The organism is Arthrobacter tumbae (assembly GCF_016907495.1).
Classification (GTDB): domain Bacteria; phylum Actinomycetota; class Actinomycetes; order Actinomycetales; family Micrococcaceae; genus Arthrobacter_D; species Arthrobacter_D tumbae.
Genome location: NZ_JAFBCC010000001.1, coordinates 2,406,721 through 2,423,977 on the forward strand (window position 1 = coordinate 2,406,721; position 17,257 = coordinate 2,423,977).

The window sequence follows — 17,257 nt, forward strand, 5'->3', positions numbered from 1 at the left end:
TGCAACACAGGATTGGGCGCCTTTGTTCCCGCGATCCGGCGATAGGGTCGGAGCAATGCAACATGAACAGCACGCCTCCAAAATTCCCGACCAGATGCTGCCGACGCCGGACCCTACCCATCCCACGGATGGCTTCGTCCGGGTGCGCGGCGCCCGCGAAAACAACCTGCGCAACGTGGATGTGGACGTTCCCCGCGATGCGATCGTGGCTTTCACCGGGGTGTCCGGCTCGGGCAAGTCTTCCCTGGCCTTCGGTACTATATACGCCGAAGCCCAGAGACGTTACTTTGAATCGGTGGCGCCGTATGCGCGCCGGCTCATTCAGCAGGGCCACAACCCCAAAGTTGAGCAAATCACAGGTCTGCCTCCCGCGGTGGCGCTTCAGCAGCGACGCGGCGCACAGAGCAGCCGCTCCTCCGTCGGCACAGTGACGACGCTGTCCAACTCCCTGCGTATGCTCTTTTCCCGGGCCGGCAGCTACCCGGACGGCGCAGGGCAACTTGATTCGGACGCGTTCTCTGCGAACACCGCTCCAGGTGCCTGCCCTGAATGTCATGGTCTGGGCATCGCGCACACCGTCACCGAGGATTCGCTGGTGCCGGATCCCTCGCTCAGCATCCGCGACGGAGCCATTGCTGCCTGGCCGGGTGCCTGGCAGGGCAAGAATCTGCGCGATATCGTCACCCATCTCGGCTACGACGTCGAAACGCCCTGGCGGAAGCTGCCGAAGAAGGACCGTGACTGGATCCTTTTCACGGAAGAGCAGCCCGTGGTCGAAGTGACACCGGAGCGGGACCGCGTAGCAAAGCCGTACAGGGGAAAGTTCTGGAGTGCCCGCAGCTACGTCCTGCATACCTTGGCCGATTCGCAGAGCACCGCCATGCGAAACCGGGTGCTGCAATTCATGCACACCGGGCCGTGCCCGCGTTGCGGCGGCAGCGGCCTCAGGCCCGATGCCCTCGCCGTGACGTTTGCCGGACAGACCATCGCCGACCTCAACGCAGTTCCGTTGAGCGAACTGGCCGACATCATCCGTCCCACCGCGGAGCTCACATCAGCCGGAACGGCCTCGCGCAGGCGGTCCTCAGGCGAAAGCAACGAGGTGGCGGTCGCCCTGACCAGGGATTTGCTGCAGCGGGTCACCGTCCTGCTGGATCTGGGGCTGGGCTACCTTGCACTCGGCCGATCCACTCCTACGCTTTCCCCGGGCGAGATGCAGAGACTCCGGATCGCCACCCAACTTCGGTCCGGACTGTTCGGGGTGATCTACGTGCTCGACGAGCCCTCGGCGGGGCTGCACCCTGCGGACGCCGAACCCCTCCTGACGGTGCTGGACCAGCTCAGGGCCTCCGGCAACTCAGTGTTCGTCGTGGAGCACAACATGGACGTGGTGCGTCGCGCTGACTGGGTGGTGGACGTGGGACCGCACGCCGGAGAGGGCGGCGGTGAGGTGATCTACAGTGGACCGGTCGCAGGGCTCCGCGAAGTTGCCGCGTCGGTGACCAGACCGTTCCTCTTTCCCGCGCAATCAGCCGGGGCGGACGGCAGCGCTGAACCTGCCGGCCATCAAGACAGCACAGCGACGCCTTCTGATGCAGCCAGGGAAGCCACCGGCCGGCTTGAGTTGAGAGCCATCACCCGGCACAACCTGCGCAACCTCGATGTGGACTTCCCACTCGGAGTGTTGACGGCGGTCACCGGTGTATCCGGCTCAGGCAAGTCGACTCTGGTCAGCCAGGTGCTCGCCGAGCTCATGAGCGATCGGCTGCACCAGCAGGTCAGGGGACCGGACGCCCCGGACACGGGCGACTCGGACACGGGTGAAAACGGCCTGGATGCCGCAGACACAGGGTCGCTGACAGTCGAGTCACCCGGAGGGCAAAACCACCTTGACCGGCTGGTCAAGGTCGATCAAAAGCCGATCGGCAGGACTCCGCGTTCCAACCTCGCAACCTACACCGGGCTCTTCGACGCCGTGCGGAAGGAATTCGCAGCCACCGACGAGGCTCGGTCCCGAGGCTACGGCGCCGGACGGTTTTCCTTCAACGTGGCCGGCGGCCGGTGCGAGGTCTGCCAGGGGGAAGGGTTCGTGGCAGTGGAGCTGTTGTTCCTGCCCGGCAGTTATGGGCCGTGCCCTGAGTGCGACGGCTCCCGGTTCAACCCCGAAACCCTCGAGGTCACCTACCGTGGCCGGAACGTCGCCGAGGTTCTGGGGATGACGGTCACCGCTGCCGCAGAATTTCTGGCCGACATACCCTCGGCGGCCCGTAGCCTCACAACCCTGCTGGAGGTGGGATTGGGTTACCTTCGGCTGGGCCAACCCGCCACCGAGCTGTCCGGGGGAGAGGCCCAGCGCATCAAGTTGGCGACCGAAATGCAGCGTGCCCAGCGCGGTCACACGCTTTATCTGCTGGATGAGCCGACCACCGGATTGCACCCCGCGGACGTCCGCCTGTTGATGGCGCAACTGCACGGACTGGTCGACGCCGGCAATACAGTGATTCTGGTCGAGCACACCATGGACGTTGTCGCGTCCGCTGACTGGGTGATCGATCTCGGGCCCGCCGGCGGCGACGGGGGCGGAAAGATCACTGCCGTCGGCACTCCGGCTGCGGTGGCGGCATCACAGGAGAGCCGGACCGCACCCTATCTCTCTGCGGCCCTCCGGGTCGGCGCCGCCGCCCTCCGGGTCGGCGGAAACGTCCGGTGAAGGGCGACCCGTTCAGGGCGAGCCCTCATCTAGCCCAGCCCTTACCCGGCCAGCAGTTCCCTGATGTCATCCGCCGTCAGCGCTGAACTGAAGACTGCGTCATCATCCATGACCGAACTGAACAGCTTGGCCTTCTGCTCCTTCAGTTTCATGACCTTCTCCTCGATGGTGTCCGTGGAGACCATCCGGTAAACCATCACGTTCTTCGTCTGCCCGATGCGGTGCGTCCGGTCCACCGCCTGGGCCTCGCTGGCCGGGTTCCACCACGGATCCAGCAGGAAGCAGTAGTCCGCCTCGGTCAGGTTCAACCCGAAGCCGCCGGCCTTGAGGCTGATGAGGAACACCGGTGCGGTGCCGTTCTTGAAGGAGTCGATGACCTCGCCGCGTTTCCGGGTGGACCCGTCGAGGTACGCGAACTCGACTCCCTGGGCTTCCAGGCGCGCGGCCGCGAGTTTGAGGTAGGACGTGAACTGGCTGAACACCAGGGCGCGGTGCCCTTCCGCGAGGACGTCCTCCAACTGCTCGAACAGGACGTCCAGCTTCGCCGACGGCACACCCTCATACTCCGGTTCCACCAGTGAGGCATCGAGACTGAGCATCCGCAGCAGGGTGAGCGAGCGGAACACGATCATCCGGTTCCGGTCAAGGTCCTCGATCAGGCCGAGCAGCTTTTGCCGCTCCCGCTGCAGGTGCGTCTGGTAGATCTTCCGGTGCCGCGGATGCAGTTCCACCGCGAGCACCTGCTCCTGCTTGGGCGGCAGGTCCGACGCGACAGCCTCCTTGGTGCGCCGCATCATCAGCGGCCGGATCCGGCGCCGCAGCCGCTGCAGACGCTCCGTACTGCCCTGCTTCTCGATCGGCGTGCGGTACTCCTCCGTGAAAGCACGCGACGACGGGAACAACCCCGGAGCGGTGATGTTGAACATCGCCCACAACTCCATCAGGTTGTTCTCCATGGGAGTGCCCGTGATGGCGAGCTTGAAGGGCGCAGCGAGTTCCTTGGCGCAGCGGTGCACCTTGGCCGCATGATTCTTCACGAACTGCGCCTCATCCAGGATGAGGCCGGCCCACTCCTGCTTCCCGTAGGCGTCATTGTCCAGCCGGAACAGCGCATAGGAGGTGATGACGACGTCGGCGCCCTCCACCTGCTCGGACACCGGCGTTCCGCTCTTGGCCTGCGTGTCAGCGATACCGCGCACCGTGAGCCCGGGCGCGAAGCGCTGCGCTTCCGCAATCCAGTTCGGCACCACCGATGTGGGCGCCACAACGAGGAAGGGCCGCTTCTCGCCCTGATCCTTTGCATGAACCAGCAACGCCAGCGTCTGGAGGGTCTTGCCGAGACCCATGTCATCCGCCAGCACGCCTCCCAGTCCGTGTGACCATAGGAAGGCGAGCCAGTTGAAACCGTCCACCTGGTAGGGGCGCAGGGTCGCGTGCAATCCCTCGGGGAGCGGCGTCTGTGCCACCTCAGTCAGCTCGAGCAAGCCATTGACCGCTGCACGCCACGACTGCGCCTGTTCCGTTTCCTCAGCGAGGTCCTCGAATTCAGCCCACAGGCCAGCCTGGTAGCGGCTGATCCGCAGCCCGGTCTCCCACTCGTTGAGCATGCGCGCCTCATCGATGAGTTCGCGGAGCTGGTCGAAGATGGGCTGGTTCAGGGACAGGTAGCTGTTGTCCACCAGCTTGATCCGGTTGCTGCCCTTTGCGAGGGCGGTGAAGATGTGGTCAAACGGAATCTTCCGGCCCTGAACGGTGACCAGGACGCCCAGATCAAACCAGTCGCGGTCCTCGGTATCCACGGTGGTGATGAGAAGCTGCGGGGTGTCCGTGAGTTCCTCGAACGTCGGCTTGCTTCCCATGATGTCCACGCGAACGGAGTCCAGCCGCTCCAGTCGGGGCAGAACTGTCTCGGTGAAGTCCACCACCTCCATCCCCGTGAAAATCCGGTCCTTCACCATGCGCCCACCGAGGGCGTCCCGTGCCGCCACGAGCGCGGCCGATTCGCTTGCAGGGTCACGGTAGCCGCCGTCGTCGTCCTTGTCTTTCAAGGGTTTGCGGGACTCTGTATCCCCGCTCTGGTAAGCCCAGTCCCAGGAAAGCTGCAGCTCATCCTCGCTGTAGGCGGCGGTAAGGACGAGGACTGGCGGGATGATTTCCGGGAAGATGACCGAGCCGTCGCTGCTGACCACGTCGATGGACTGGATGAGCCGTGGATAGAAACCCGACAGGAACTCCTGCTTCTCGCTCTCCGGAATGCGAACCGGTTTGGTGCGCTCGAGGAGTTCCCGATTGTGGTCGGTGAGCTTGCGCGTGGTGGGCGCCAGGGTGATGACGCCGCCCTCGGAAGCCGTGTAGACGCCGTGATTGGCAATGACGTGCGCTGATTCCGGCGCGTGATTCTCGCCGTCGATATTGATGGCCGGGCAGAGCTGGATGGCGTTGTCCGTGGTGGTCGCGTCGAGGAGCAGCACCGCTTCGGAAGCGAGCTGGACCGTGACGCTCTTCTTTGAACCGACGAAGGCGATCCCCAACCGCTGCGCCTCCTGCAGCAGCTGCCACAGGAGGGGGTTGCTGAAGTCATCCAGGTACAGCCAGGAATCGTTGTTGCCGAAGTACGTGACGCCGGTCCCGCGGTGCAGCGCCGGAAACTGGGCAAACCAGCGGTGCTGATCGGGATCCAGCTTCAGGCCGTACGTCTGGTAACTGATGTTTCCCCAGGCGAGGTTGTTCTTCACCCAGTTTCCCTTGGCATTCCGGATCACCGGGCGGACGCCGAGCTTGAAACCCCGGTAGGTACGCCGCTTCTCCCACTTGGACACCGTGGTGGGGCGCAGTTCGAACTGCAGGCCCAGAACGGTGGGCTGGATGGTGGCCAGCGCGCCGTCGTCGTTCTGGTGGGTTGAGAGGAGACCGGACAGGGATTCCTGCCACCCTGCCGGGCGAACCGACGACGACGGCGCCGTCAGCTCCTGATTGGCGCGGAGGTTCTCCATGTTGGACCGAAGCGCTACGGCGGCAACGTGCTTGCAGTCCAATCCCACCGGACAGGAGCACACGCTGTCGCGGAGGTGGTACCGGCCGTCACCCTTCTGCGCCAGATACAGCTGCGTGCGGTACGGCGAAGGCGAGCTTCCCATGACGCGTGCGTGGACCACTGTGGAGTCCTGTTCGAAGGTCAGCCCCTGCACGAGGGATTCCTTGGCGTACCCCTGCCCGCGCTGGAACGCGGCGCCACCGACCATGCGGATGATGTCTGCGACATCGATCATGGGATACAGGGTGTCGGGCATGAATTTATGCTCTCATGTGCCCCTGACAGACTGGTGCCATGCGGCTACTCACTGTGGGGCACGGAACAGCGGACCGGGAACAGTTCGGGGCGCTGCTTCAGGGAGCGGAGGTGCAGACCCTCGCGGATGTGCGGCGGTTTCCGGGGAGCCGCCGCAACCTCGATACGCGCAAGGAAGCGCTCGAGGATTGGTTGCCGTCGATGGGCATCGGTTACCGGTGGTTCGAGGATCTGGGCGGGCGCCGCCGTGGTGCTGCCGGGGAGCCGGAGACGGACACCTGGTGGCGGGTGGCGCAGTTTCGCGCATATGCCGCGTACACGCGGACCCCTGAATTTGAGGCAGCACTCGCGGAGCTGCGGACCGTCGCGGCACAGCGCTCCACTGCGATCATGTGCAGCGAGAGCGTCTGGTGGCGCTGCCATCGGCGCATTGTTGCGGACGTGCTGGTGCTGCTGCATGGCTTTGAGGTGCGACACCTCATGCCTGATGGCCGGTTGACGCTGCATGAGCCCTCCGCTGGCGCACGCAAGTCCGACGGCGCGGTGTACTGGGATGTGCCGGACTAACCGGTCAGTCCGGTTCCGAACTTCCTGAGCAGGTCTGCAAGCGCGTGGCGTTCGGCCGGGGAGAGGCCGGCGAGTAGTTCCTCTTCGGTGGCCAAATGGGTGGGGAGGGTGGCATCCACCAGGTCCCTGCCCTGTTGCGTCAGCGTCACCTCGGTTCCCCGTCCGTCGACGCTGCTCTTCACCCGGGTGATCAGTCCGCGGTCCTCGAGCCTGTTCAGGCGCTGAGCGACGGCGCTCGAGGTGATCATGGCGCTCGCGGCAAGGTCCTTCGGGCTGAGCGTATAGGGGGATCCGTTCCGGCGCAGCGTGGCGAGCACGTCGAAGGACCCGGAATCGAGTCCGTGACGCACGAAGTTCTCCTCAAGCCGGCGTTCCACCTGCTGTGCTACCCGGGAAAGCCGGCCCATGACATGCATGGGGGAGACGTCGAGATGCGGCCGCTCGCGATGCCACTGCTGCACAATCCCGTCCACGTGGTCACTCATGAATTCAGTCTAGACAATTCGCTAAGCACTTAGCTACTATTGCTAAGTGCTTAGCAAAACCGGTCGGACCCTCCTCGTTACCGCGCTCGCTCCCATGGTCTGGGGCAGCACCTATCTGGTGACCGTGACCCTGCTGCCGCCGGGGCTGCCGCTGACCGCCGCGGTGCTCCGGGCACTCCCGGCGGGTCTGCTGCTGCTCCTGGTGGTGCGGCGGCTTCCCCGCGGCTCCTGGTGGTGGAAGGCTCTAGTACTCGGTGGGCTCAATATCGGGGTCTTCTTCGCGCTGCTCTTCGTGGCGGCGTACCGGTTGCCCGGCGGTGTGGCCGCGACGGTAGGTGCGGTGCAGCCGCTCATCGTGGCAGGGCTCGCAACGTGGGTCCTCAAGGACCGGCTGTCGCTGAAAGTGGTGTTTGCCGGTATCACCGGTGCGGCCGGCGTCGCGCTTCTGGTCCTATCGTCGCAGGCGCGCCTCGACACGGTGGGCGTGCTCGCCGCGCTTGGCGGCGCAGTGTCCATGGCTACCGGCGTCGTGCTTGCGAAGAAGTGGGGCAAGGCTGAAAAGCCGCTCACCATGACCGCCTGGCAGCTGGTGGCAGGCGGGCTCCTGCTGGTCCCGCTGATGTTCATTGTCGAGGGTGTGCCGCCGGAGCTGTCGGCGGGCAACGTCAGTGGTTACCTGTATCTCTCGCTCGTCGGAACAGCCGTGGCGTACGTGTTGTGGTTCCGCGGAATTCAGCGGCTGCCCGTCACGGCGCCATCCTTCCTCGGACTGCTCAGCCCGGTGGTCGCCGCGCTCCTGGGGTGGCTGGTGATGGGGGAGCAGCTAGCGCTTTTGCAGGGAGTCGGTGGGTTGCTGGTTCTCGGTTCCATCCTGGCGGTCACTGTGCGCAGGCGGTCCGGTAGGCAGCCGGCGGTCGCTGTGCCTGCCGTTGGTGAGTCGCCTGAAATCCGTATCCCGACGCCGCTGCGCTAGATTTGTTGGACCGCACCCGTTTGACCAGGAGACACCCATGACCCCTCGTACCCTCTTCCGTAGTGTCGCCGTTGCGGAGGCGATCACCTGGGCACTGCTTCTGGCCGGCATGTATCTGAAGTACGTCACTGAGACTACCGAGGTGCTGGTTTCGGTGGGCGGTGCACTGCACGGTTTCGTCTTTCTCACGTACCTGGTGAGCACCACCTTTGTCTGGGTCAACCAGCGGTGGAGCAAGGGCACCGGGGCGCTGGGCCTGCTCGCCGGGATCATTCCGTTTGCGACTGTTCTTTTTGACTGGCAGCTTGAGCGCCGGGGAAAGCTCGACGGCGGATGGCGCCTGGCGGCTGGACAAGACTCCCCGTCCGGTGCAGTTGAAAACCTTCAGGCGTGGGTGCTGCGCAACCCGCTCACCGCCGCGCTGGTTGGGATCGTCGGCGTCAGCGTGGTCTTCGCTGCCCTCCTGATCGCCGGTCCGCCCGTTCCTGTGGGCTGAGCTGGTTTGTGCGCTGGCGGTTTTACCTGATTTCGCGCTTTACCCGATCACATGCCCGCCGCGCATCTCTCAAGGAGTTCCTGCTGATCCACCGGGTCGAGCTGGCTGCCGGAGAGAGCGCGCGCAATCCGCTGCCGCTGTTGGCGAGAAACCTCGCCATGCCGGCCTGAGTCGTTGTGCTCGGTCTCCGCGATCAGGTCGACCAGGCGGCGAGCAACGCGCGGATCATCCATGCCGTAGGTGCAGACCTGGGAAACGACCAGCTCAAGCAGCATGGCGAAAGTCCGTCGGCGGATGGTAACCCGCAGGGTGCCCTGGCTGTCGGTCATCATCCGGTGTCCCTGGTCTTCCCTGGCGAGCGAGGACAGACCTGCCGAGAGATGTCCCAGAGCGTGCACGCAGGTCGTTGGGTCATTGACGCTGGGGGAGATGGCGCGGACGGCGACGTCAAGGATCTGCTGCACGGGGAACCCGATGTCCTGGACCGAGTTGCGTTCGAATCCGATGGTGGTCGAATCCTCGACCGCCTGCCGGAGTTGTTCCGCAACATCGCTGGTCCAGTGGCCGCCGTCCCGTTGTGTTGCATGCGCATAGGGCACACCTTCGACGAGGAAGTCTCCCGGTGGGCGCCTGAGGACGATCACTGCATCGAACTGCTCGGCAACCTGAAGCAACGCCTCTTCATTGACCTGCACGAGGAAGCCGGATGATCCGGCAGGAAGATCCAGCGCTCCGGCCGGTGCGTCCAGTTCGATGTGTGGTGTTTTGGAGCCTCCTGTGACACCGCCGATTGTGGCCGTAAAGTCGTCGTGAACATCCTCCAACATCCGTTCGACACGAAGTTGGCGGGAGAGGTGGCCGAGGAACAGCACCAGTCCGATGACCGTTGTCAGCGACAGAAGGAAGGACAGCGTCACCGCGATCTCCGGCACAAAGCCGGTGGATTCCTCGTCGTTATCCCGGATGGTACGCAGGACCGTCAGCGAAAAGGCGAACGTTGCGAGGAAAAGTGCAAGCGTATTGTGGACAAACCTGTCGCTGGTAAAGGTGCGCAGCAGGCGTGGTGAATACTGGCTGCTGGCAAGCTGCAGCGTGACCACCGTCAGCGAGAAAGTCAGGGAGGTCACGGTGACGGTTGACGCCGCGATGGCCTCCATGAGGGAACGTGCGGCTGCTGCGCCGCCACCGAAGAGCAGGGCTGACAGCGCGGGCGGCATGTCGTCGTCGAGCTGGTGGTCGAGCCAGGTGACCCACTGTGCAAACACCACGGAGGCAACGATGGCGATCAGCGGGACGGGCCAGAGCTGAGTGCGCACGTAGTCGCGGACCATGCGCGGACTCAGGTTCGTTGCGCTTTTTCGGAATGACCTGCTGCGTCCCATTTGAGAACACTAGCAATGCCTGGCGCTGCTAGCTGTCAGCTGTCTGCTGTCACGCGCGCGGGGACTTGCACGCAAACTTGCACGCGGATAGAAAGCCTGCTTATCATTCTCGAGTGCTTCAATCTTCAATGACTCCATTGCCCTCAGCCCGAAACGATGATCGGCGGGGCATCGTCGAGGACGGTCGGCGCGGTTCAGCCGACGATGGCCGGCCGGGAATTGCCGGGGAACTGAGGGAATCGGCTCGCCGGATTCGGGATCTGGAACGGGTTCGGACCCAGCTCGCGCGGACGCTGCTGGATGTTCAACAGGCGTGCGAGACTTCCAGGGATCCTGACCATGCGCAGCGCTTGATTTCTGCCGCGGTACGCGATCTCGAGGAGCTTGACGCTAGCTTGTTCGAGGCGCGGACGCTGCACTCCACGACTGAGAGCTGTGAAGCACTTCTCGCGAGCTGACGCCTGGCCTCCCCGGGTCGGCGCCTAACCTGCCGTCAGGTCCTTCTCGGCGAACTCATCAGTGAATTCATCCTGTGCCAAGCGGCTTGAGGCGACACGCTGGTCCGGTTGTTCTGCAGTGAGGCGGGGGAACCCGCCGAGATCCCGGATGTGGGCGATCAGTTCTTCCCGGAGTGCGGAGTCCGAACCGAAGGATGCCTGTGCCTCATCGTCTTCCATGGCCTTGGCCCGCTGCAGAATGGCCTCGCCCTCCCGGGTGAGGCTGACGATGAAGACACGACGGTCGTCGTCGCTCCTGGTTCTCAGAATCAGGCCCCGGATCTCAAGCCTTTCGAGGAGTTTGCCGGTGGTCTGCGCCTGAACCCGAAGTTCCCGGGCCAACTCCACCTGCGTAATGGCGCTTTTTCTGCCGAGAACGCGAAGAGTCAGGAGCCCGGCGTGGGTGGTTCCCAGCTGGCGCAGCCGTTCATTCTCGCGATTGGCGCTGAGCCGGGCGGCGGTGTTGAGAAGTCGGTCTGTTGGCCACTGCGCGATATCCATAATGTGTTGTCTCTTCCGGTCGCCGTGCAACGATTCCTTGCGGTTGGTTGTGCTCCTGTTGATGGTGGTGGAACCGGGTTTCCCTGCCCGGTGGTTGCCCTCAGGGGTGATGCGGTGTGTCCTGCTGCTCCACAGCCCACGTCATGCGTTCAAGGAAACGGGTGACGTGCAGTGCCTCTTCGGAACTCAGTGATTCAGCAACTTCGAGCATCCGCTTGTGCATGCCGCCGAGCGTTTCCCGTACTTCAGTGTCAGCGCTGCCTGTGGGGATGATCTCGACGGAACGCCGGTCAGTGGGATGCGGCCGTCGGACCAGGTGTCCGCTCGCAACGAGACGGTCAACTAGTCCGGTGGTGGACGCCGTCGATATCTTCAGCATGCGCGAGAGATCCTTCGGGCTGATGCAGTGCCCGGCCTTGTGGGCCCGCATGGCATACCTGATGGCCAGGAGATCTGTTTCGTTCATCTTCATGGAATCACGCGTCCGACGGCGCATCTCGGCTTCTGCTGCACGGTAGGCGCGCAGCGCGTTGAGGACATCCACGCTGCCAGGGTTGTCCTGGTCGACGTACCAGTAACCGGCGCCGTCGGTGTTCATCGCTGTTCCCATATCCATCATTTTATCGCCCAGCTACATGCTAGGCCACCTAGCGAAGCTCAAGGGCTGATCAGGTTTTGAAGCTACCTCAGCAATTGGTCTTTTTTCGTTCGGGTTTTGGTGATGGACAGGTCAAGCCAAGGTCGTATATAACTAGTCTGGCTAGTTACTATTCGGCCTATTGAAGGGAGCAGTCGATGATAACCAGCGCGAATGGGTCATCCGAGGAAATCATCCCTGTTTCTGCTGGTAGCTCCTTGGATTCCGGGGATCAGCTATGGATGTCCGGAATCGATGTGGGGGTCGACGACGGCGCCTCGGGCACGGAGCGCATCATTGCGGCGGCTGGAGCGGTCGAGTCGCTGGAGTGGGAACTGGATCGCGCTCGCACCGCGCTGGCCGTGGCGATTGAGCGGGCCGCGTCCGAGGGAAGCCCGGTAGACGCGATTGCCACGGCTGCGGGAATGACCCCTAAGCAGGTTGCCGCTCTACTCTGGGCGCCGGGTATGGACCTGCCTGAGAGCCGAAGCTGAAGGCTCAGTAGCTGAAATCGGCGCAGCTGTCGCCTGAGGGGCCGGAGTCAGCTCAGTGCGAGCTTCTACAGCGATTCGGCCTTGATCGCGATGTCTCGAAGATCCCTGGCAAGCGCCTTGCGGGCGATGCGCATCCCCCATTTCCCGGAAAGTGCCTGTACCAACGTGTTCATCCGGGATGGATTGACCATCGTGGCGGCGAAAGTCATGGTGGGCCACCTCCATTTCCACGGTTTCGGACCTACCCATCATGGTGCGCGTTTCCTTCCAGCGAGTGCCCTCACCGTAGGGACCGTGTTCAAAACGCGTAGCGGATCCGGCAGTACGGCGCGATCTCCTCGATGAGCTCGGTCAGCTGCCGGACGTAGCGCCCCTTGGCGCCGGAGCGGTAGCGGACGTTGGTGAAGCCGTTGGAGGAGACCTTGGACTCCTGCAGGTCCGGCCGCCACAGCACGTCCTCGGCCTGCGGATGCCACCCGAGGTTGACCTCGTGAAGGCGTTCGTTGTGGGTCAGGAAGATGACTTCCGCTGCGAGCTGGGCCTTGGCCGCAGGCGTGAGCGTCGCATCGAGCTCGCGGAGGAGCTGCTCCCAGTCGCGGAGCCAGGTGTCCGTGACAATGACGGGGGAGAAGTTCACGTGGACCTCGTAACCGGCGTCGACGAAGTCGTTGATCGCAGCCATCCGCTCTGCCACGGGTGAGGTGCGGACGTCGATCGACTTGGCGAGGTCCGCCGGCATGAGGGAGAAGCGGATGCGGGTGTGGCCGCCGTGGTTCCAGGTCAGCATTGCCGGATTGACATACTTGGTGGCAAACGACAGCTTGGCCGTGGGCAGATCGCGGAAGAGCTCGACCAGATCCTCGACGTTGTCGCTGATCAGGGCGTCCACGGAGCAGTCGCTGTTTTCGCCGATGTCGTAGACCCACAGCTCAGGATCGCACTGGTTGGGCTCCAGTTTCATGCCCTGCCGCGTTGCGTGCCGCTCAAGGGTGCCGGCTATCTGGTCGATGTTAGCGAACACCGTCACGGGGTTGCTGTACCCCTTGTGCCTGGGGACGTAGCAGTAGGCGCAAGCCATCGCGCATCCGTTGGCGGTCGAGGGGGCGATGAAGTCCGCTGACCTGCCGTTCGGCTTGACCGTGAGCGCTTTCTTGACGCCGAGAACCAGTGCCTCGGTCTTGATCCGGGACCAGCGGGGCACGTTGGTTTCATCACCGTGGACTTCCGGGATGTTCCAGTGGTTGTCCACCAGCACGACGTCGGCATCCGGCCATCGCTCGACAATTTCCTTGCCGCGGGGCAACTCCAGGGCAGCAGGCTGGGCGTAGATGCGCTTGATCTGCAGCAGCCGGTTGAATTCCATGCGTTAATCCTCCCTCCTCCTGCCGAATTGGCAGGACACACCCCTTGTGAAGAGTCATACGGGGCGTGTCCTGCTCACTCAACGGGGTGATTACAGGATTGGGCGGCCGCCCGTAACGGCGATCCGGGCGCCTGACATGTAGCTACCGTCGTCGGACGCCAGGAGAACGTATGCAGGGGCGAGTTCGGCGGGCTGGCCGGCGCGGCCCAGGGGAGTGTCGTCGCCGAACTGCTTGACCTTCTCTTCGGGCATGGTCGAGGGAATGAGCGGGGTCCAGATGGGGCCCGGTGCCACGCTGTTGACGCGGATGCCCTTCTCGCCGAGCATCTGCGCAAGGCTCGCGGAAAAGTTGGCGATGGCTGCCTTGGTTGCGGCGTAGGGTGCCAGGGCTGGGCTCGGCATGTCCGAGTTCACCGACGAGCTGCCGATGATCGAGGAACCCGGAGCCATGTGCGGCAGGGCGGCCTTCACCAGGTGGAACATCGCCGAGACGTTCACCCTGAAGGTGTACTCCCACTCCTCCTCGCTGATCTCATCGAGGGTTTGGTGGCTCATCTGATAGGCGGCGTTGCTGACGAGGATGTCCACCTTGCCGAACTCCTGCACGGCCATGTCGATGATGCCGCGGCAATGCTTCGAATCCGAGAGGTCGCCCGAAACGAGGACCGCCTTCCGGCCCGCTTCCTCGATGTAGCGTGCTGTTTCCCTGGCGTCCTCATCCTCATTGAGATAGGAGATCAGGACGTCGGCGCCTTCACGAGCGAAGGCGATGGCCACGGCACGGCCGATCCCGCTGTCGCCACCGGTGATGACCGCTGCCTTACCGGTGAGTTTGCCGCTGCCGCGGTAGCTTTCCTCACCGCAGTCGGGCGTTGGATCCATGGCCGACTGAACGCCGGGTACATCCTGTTGCTGTGCTGGCTGGCCCATGATTTTCCTCCACGGTTCGTTGTCTGTCTATGGGAACTCTTGCGCAGCTCCGGTGGCTTCCCAGCGCCGGAACCCGCCGTAGCTGCGCAAAAGTTCCACGGGTGTTACGCAGAAGTTGGGGGTGTTAACCGAAGAGGCCCGCCGTTTGGGGGAAACGACGGGCCGGCTTCTGGATACTTAGCGGTTGAAGATGCCGCCGAGTACGTTCTTGGGGCGCTGCTGCTCACCCTGGTTGGCTCCGAGCACGATCACTGCGCCGCTGAGGGCGGGCAGGATCCACTGGAGCGTCTTCAGCTGCGACTGGGCTTTCTTCAGCTCCTCCGGCGCTCCGGGCTTGGGCTCGGTTGCACCCTGCCCGCCATGCTGGCTCAGTTCGCCGACCTTCTTGCCGAGGATGCCGGAGTAAAGGGACGCTGCCATGCCGACCACCGTGATCGCTGACTTCACCACGGTATTGGCAACAGCGCCGGGCTGTCCCGCCAGGCGGCCTTTGTTGGCTGCAATGAGGCCGATGCCGCCGACTGCGTGTGCGCCGAACGCAGCAATCTGCACGGGCGTCCAGCGTGCCCAGCCCACCGTGGAAAGGCGGGTGCGTTCCGTCGGGTCCTTGGCTTCGGCCGCCGCGCCGTTCAGGCCGACGGCGCCCATGAGCGATCCGCCGAACCAAGCCGCAGCGCTGAGATCGTGTAGGGACCGTACAAGCGTGTTTCCTGCCATGATGCTCTCCTTAGACTTGGGTGTGCCGTAGTCCGATAGGGATGTTTGGAAAACGGCTCCCTTCATGTTTATCAGCATGCTTAGCATTTTGCGAGTGATCGGGTGGAAAATTTCACCCGGCAGTACGATCGACGGGTGCTACCGTTCCTGCTTCTGGCCACCCGTGCCGAGAATGCCGCTGCCGAAGGCGAGTACCGCAGCTTTCTGCGCTTCACTGGTCTGGCGCCGTCGGCCCTTCACCGCTTCCGGGTGGAGCAGGAGCCGCTGCCCGCCCTCCGGCTTGAGGACTATTCCGGGATCTTCCTCGGTGGAAGTCCCTTCAATTCGTCGGACGCGGAGGACAGCAAGTCTCCGACCCAGCACCGGGTGGAACGGGAACTCGGTGAGCTGCTCGATCGCATAGTTGACGCTGATTTTCCGTTTTTCGGTGCCTGCTACGGCGTGGGGACACTGGGGCGGCACCGGGGCGCCGTCATTGACCGCACCTTCGCGGAGCCCATTGGTCCCACCGAAATAACAGTGAACGACGACGGCGCAGCGGACCCGCTGCTGGCCGGCCTTCCGCTTCGCTTCGATGCGTTCGCGGGGCATAAGGAGGCGTGCACCACGCTTCCGGCGGGCGCGGTGCTGCTGGCGTCGTCGTCGTCCTGTCCGGTTCAGATGTTCCGGGTGAAGCAGAACCTGTACGCAACGCAGTTCCATCCCGAGCTCGATGTGGCCGGACTCGTTGAACGTATCCGGATCTACCGTCACGCGGGCTACTTTCCGCCCGACCAGGCAGAGACCGTGATCGAGCGTGCCGAAGGCGCGTCGGTGACTTGGCCGTCGAAGATCCTCAACAACTTCGTGCGGCGTTACGCGCGCGACTAACCCGCTGAGTTGAGCATTGCTTTCACCCGTAGTTCATTCCGCGTTGACCGGGAGGACTTCGGCGGCCTGTTGCATCGGATGAGGGGACCACCCACACTCATCCGAAAGGGACTGAACCTTATGGCTTATCGCCTGACCAGGACTATTGCGACCAGTGCTGCCGGGCTGATGCTCGCGACCGCGCCCGCCGCCATCGCACACGCTGCGCCCGCGGAAAAGTCGAGCGATGCCCCGATCCTCATCGGGCACCGCGGAGCAGCCGGGACTGCACCGGAGAACACCGTTGCGGCGTTTAAGGACGGACGTGCGTCCAGTGCAGACTTTTTCGAAATCGATGTGCAGTTGAGCGCCGACGGCGTTCCATTCCTCTTCCACGACAACACGCCCGCGCGCACCACCAACGTTGCAGACGTGTTCCCGGGCCGCGAGAACGACCCGATCACCTCCTTCACCTGGGCGGAACTTCAGCAGCTCGATGCCGGCTCCTACTTCAGCGGCAGGTACGAGGGGGAGCGCATCCCGCACCTGGATGACGCTGCTCAGGTCGCAACCGCGAAGACCGGGGTGTACATCGAGATCAAGGCTCCCGTGAACTCACCCGGTGTTGAGCAGGTTGTCGCCGACGAACTCCGCAATGACCCGAAGTGGACCAAGCTGGTCGCCGCGGACAAGATTCAGGTTCTCGGTTTCGACGAGGCTTCGAACCGCCGCTTCGCAGCGATCGCGCCGGAAATTGAGCTGCAGCAGCTCACCGGCGTGGTTCCTGCGCGTGCGGTCGTAGACTCATGGGCGACGTTCGCGGATTCGGTGGGCACCAACTACCGCGCGCTGACGCCGCAGAACGCCGCCGACGTCAAGGGTGCCGGTCTGATCCTCGGTGTGTACACGGTGAATTCGCCGGAGGCTGTGCAGTACTCGCTGGATCTTGGCGTCGATGCGGTGACTACTGACTTCCCGATCCAGAACCAGCGCTTCCTTCAGGGTCAGCCTGTATTCCCGGGAGCCGGCGTCGAAATTGCGGACTCCATGAACAACCCAGCCGGCGACGACGTTCAGCCCGGGAACGGCGAGCACGTTGTACTCCGCAACACCTCGGCAGCGAGCGTTGATGTGAGTGGCGCGATACTCCGCGATGCAGCGAACAACATTCTCACTGTCGGTGAGAACTACGTCCTGGCTCCGGGCGCCGAACTGCGTGTCTACACGGGTCCCGGCACCAACTCAGCTGAGGCGTATTACAACGGCGGCAGCGCTTCCGTGTTGAACAACGGCGGTGACTCGGTTGCCCTGTGGGTCGGCCCGCGTCTGCAGGACGTCTTCGCGAACTAACGTTTCGCGGAGCCAGT

General features: G+C 63.8%; 16 protein-coding genes. 7 read left to right on the top strand and 9 right to left on the bottom strand.

Annotated features, from left to right (window positions below; translation table 11 throughout):
* The first annotated feature begins 94 nt into the window (after nucleotides 1-94).
* Nucleotides 95-2,710, top strand: a complete 2,616-nt coding sequence (locus JOD47_RS11585; RefSeq protein WP_239548516.1) for an excinuclease ABC subunit UvrA — start codon at nucleotides 95-97, stop codon at nucleotides 2,708-2,710.
* A 41-nt stretch (nucleotides 2,711-2,751) separates the two neighbouring features.
* On the opposite strand, the gene JOD47_RS11590 is transcribed toward JOD47_RS11585, so the two are convergent.
* The gene (locus tag JOD47_RS11590) at nucleotides 2,752-6,000 is read right to left on the bottom strand and encodes a DEAD/DEAH box helicase (protein ID WP_204534452.1); all 3,249 of its coding nucleotides are present in this window, start codon (nucleotides 5,998-6,000) and stop codon (nucleotides 2,752-2,754) included.
* A gap of 38 nt (nucleotides 6,001-6,038) precedes the next feature.
* On the opposite strand from JOD47_RS11590, the gene JOD47_RS11595 reads away from it, so the two are divergent.
* Complete coding sequence (locus JOD47_RS11595) at nucleotides 6,039-6,566, top strand: DUF488 domain-containing protein (RefSeq protein ID WP_204534454.1); 528 nt, start codon at nucleotides 6,039-6,041, stop codon at nucleotides 6,564-6,566.
* Here JOD47_RS11595 and JOD47_RS11600 read toward each other — a convergent pair.
* Entirely contained in the window at nucleotides 6,563-7,051 is a 489-nt protein-coding gene (locus JOD47_RS11600; protein WP_204534456.1) for a MarR family winged helix-turn-helix transcriptional regulator, read from the bottom strand. The two genes, JOD47_RS11595 and JOD47_RS11600, sit on opposite strands and share 4 nt — an antisense overlap.
* 46 nt (nucleotides 7,052-7,097) lie before the next feature.
* On the opposite strand from JOD47_RS11600, the gene JOD47_RS17785 reads away from it, so the two are divergent.
* Together JOD47_RS17785 and JOD47_RS11610 are read left to right on the top strand one after the other, a co-directional pair.
* Nucleotides 7,098-8,024 (top strand): EamA family transporter, encoded by a 927-nt coding sequence (locus JOD47_RS17785; RefSeq protein WP_204534457.1) that lies wholly within the window; start codon nucleotides 7,098-7,100, stop codon nucleotides 8,022-8,024.
* A 37-nt stretch (nucleotides 8,025-8,061) separates the two neighbouring features.
* Nucleotides 8,062-8,520: a DUF3817 domain-containing protein gene (locus JOD47_RS11610; RefSeq protein ID WP_204534459.1), complete on the top strand. Its 459-nt coding sequence runs from the start codon at nucleotides 8,062-8,064 to the stop codon at nucleotides 8,518-8,520.
* 47 nt (nucleotides 8,521-8,567) lie between these two features.
* Here JOD47_RS11610 and JOD47_RS11615 read toward each other — a convergent pair whose 3' ends face one another.
* The 3 genes from JOD47_RS11615 to JOD47_RS11625 form a co-directional block, all read right to left on the bottom strand.
* On the bottom strand, nucleotides 8,568-9,902 hold the full coding sequence (locus tag JOD47_RS11615) for a DUF2254 domain-containing protein (protein WP_204534461.1): 1,335 nt from the start codon (nucleotides 9,900-9,902) through the stop codon (nucleotides 8,568-8,570).
* A 482-nt stretch (nucleotides 9,903-10,384) separates the two neighbouring features.
* On the bottom strand, nucleotides 10,385-10,900 hold the full coding sequence (locus JOD47_RS11620) for a MarR family winged helix-turn-helix transcriptional regulator (RefSeq protein ID WP_204534463.1): 516 nt from the start codon (nucleotides 10,898-10,900) through the stop codon (nucleotides 10,385-10,387).
* A gap of 100 nt (nucleotides 10,901-11,000) precedes the next feature.
* The gene (locus JOD47_RS11625; RefSeq protein WP_239548084.1) at nucleotides 11,001-11,510 is read right to left on the bottom strand and encodes a MarR family winged helix-turn-helix transcriptional regulator; all 510 of its coding nucleotides are present in this window, start codon (nucleotides 11,508-11,510) and stop codon (nucleotides 11,001-11,003) included.
* Between the two features lie 269 nt (nucleotides 11,511-11,779).
* Here JOD47_RS11625 and JOD47_RS11630 point away from each other — a divergent pair, with 269 nt between their 5' ends.
* Entirely contained in the window at nucleotides 11,780-12,031 is a 252-nt protein-coding gene (locus JOD47_RS11630; RefSeq protein ID WP_204534465.1) for a hypothetical protein, read from the top strand.
* A 65-nt stretch (nucleotides 12,032-12,096) separates the two neighbouring features.
* On the opposite strand, the gene JOD47_RS17790 is transcribed toward JOD47_RS11630, so the two are convergent.
* From JOD47_RS17790 to JOD47_RS11650, 4 genes are all read right to left on the bottom strand, one after another.
* Complete coding sequence (locus tag JOD47_RS17790; protein WP_204534466.1) at nucleotides 12,097-12,240, bottom strand: hypothetical protein; 144 nt, start codon at nucleotides 12,238-12,240, stop codon at nucleotides 12,097-12,099.
* Between the two features lie 89 nt (nucleotides 12,241-12,329).
* The gene (locus JOD47_RS11640) at nucleotides 12,330-13,394 is read right to left on the bottom strand and encodes a spore photoproduct lyase family protein (RefSeq protein ID WP_204534467.1); all 1,065 of its coding nucleotides are present in this window, start codon (nucleotides 13,392-13,394) and stop codon (nucleotides 12,330-12,332) included.
* 90 nt (nucleotides 13,395-13,484) lie between these two features.
* Entirely contained in the window at nucleotides 13,485-14,324 is an 840-nt protein-coding gene (locus JOD47_RS11645; protein ID WP_204534468.1) for a glucose 1-dehydrogenase, read from the bottom strand.
* Nucleotides 14,325-14,501: 177 nt separating this feature from the next.
* Complete coding sequence (locus tag JOD47_RS11650; protein ID WP_204534469.1) at nucleotides 14,502-15,041, bottom strand: hypothetical protein; 540 nt, start codon at nucleotides 15,039-15,041, stop codon at nucleotides 14,502-14,504.
* 135 nt (nucleotides 15,042-15,176) lie between these two features.
* On the opposite strand from JOD47_RS11650, the gene JOD47_RS11655 reads away from it, so the two are divergent.
* The gene (locus JOD47_RS11655) at nucleotides 15,177-15,911 is read left to right on the top strand and encodes a glutamine amidotransferase (RefSeq protein WP_204534470.1); all 735 of its coding nucleotides are present in this window, start codon (nucleotides 15,177-15,179) and stop codon (nucleotides 15,909-15,911) included.
* Nucleotides 15,912-16,031: 120 nt separating this feature from the next.
* Nucleotides 16,032-17,240: a glycerophosphodiester phosphodiesterase family protein gene (locus JOD47_RS11660; protein ID WP_204534472.1), complete on the top strand. Its 1,209-nt coding sequence runs from the start codon at nucleotides 16,032-16,034 to the stop codon at nucleotides 17,238-17,240.
* The last annotated feature ends 17 nt before the right edge of the window (nucleotides 17,241-17,257 follow it).

Coding starts and splice junctions, on each gene's coding strand:
- JOD47_RS11585 (WP_239548516.1), top strand. CDS start 95: ATGCTGCCGACGCCGGACCCTACCCATCCCACGGATGGCTTCGTCCGG.
- JOD47_RS11590 (WP_204534452.1), bottom strand. CDS start 6,000: ATGCCCGACACCCTGTATCCCATGATCGATGTCGCAGACATCATCCGC.
- JOD47_RS11595 (WP_204534454.1), top strand. CDS start 6,039: ATGCGGCTACTCACTGTGGGGCACGGAACAGCGGACCGGGAACAGTTC.
- JOD47_RS11600 (WP_204534456.1), bottom strand. CDS start 7,051: ATGAGTGACCACGTGGACGGGATTGTGCAGCAGTGGCATCGCGAGCGG.
- JOD47_RS11610 (WP_204534459.1), top strand. CDS start 8,062: ATGACCCCTCGTACCCTCTTCCGTAGTGTCGCCGTTGCGGAGGCGATC.
- JOD47_RS11615 (WP_204534461.1), bottom strand. CDS start 9,902: ATGGGACGCAGCAGGTCATTCCGAAAAAGCGCAACGAACCTGAGTCCG.
- JOD47_RS11620 (WP_204534463.1), bottom strand. CDS start 10,900: ATGGATATCGCGCAGTGGCCAACAGACCGACTTCTCAACACCGCCGCC.
- JOD47_RS11625 (WP_239548084.1), bottom strand. CDS start 11,510: ATGGGAACAGCGATGAACACCGACGGCGCCGGTTACTGGTACGTCGAC.
- JOD47_RS11630 (WP_204534465.1), top strand. CDS start 11,780: ATGTCCGGAATCGATGTGGGGGTCGACGACGGCGCCTCGGGCACGGAG.
- JOD47_RS17790 (WP_204534466.1), bottom strand. CDS start 12,240: ATGACTTTCGCCGCCACGATGGTCAATCCATCCCGGATGAACACGTTG.
- JOD47_RS11640 (WP_204534467.1), bottom strand. CDS start 13,394: ATGGAATTCAACCGGCTGCTGCAGATCAAGCGCATCTACGCCCAGCCT.
- JOD47_RS11645 (WP_204534468.1), bottom strand. CDS start 14,324: ATGGGCCAGCCAGCACAGCAACAGGATGTACCCGGCGTTCAGTCGGCC.
- JOD47_RS11650 (WP_204534469.1), bottom strand. CDS start 15,041: ATGGCAGGAAACACGCTTGTACGGTCCCTACACGATCTCAGCGCTGCG.
- JOD47_RS11660 (WP_204534472.1), top strand. CDS start 16,032: ATGGCTTATCGCCTGACCAGGACTATTGCGACCAGTGCTGCCGGGCTG.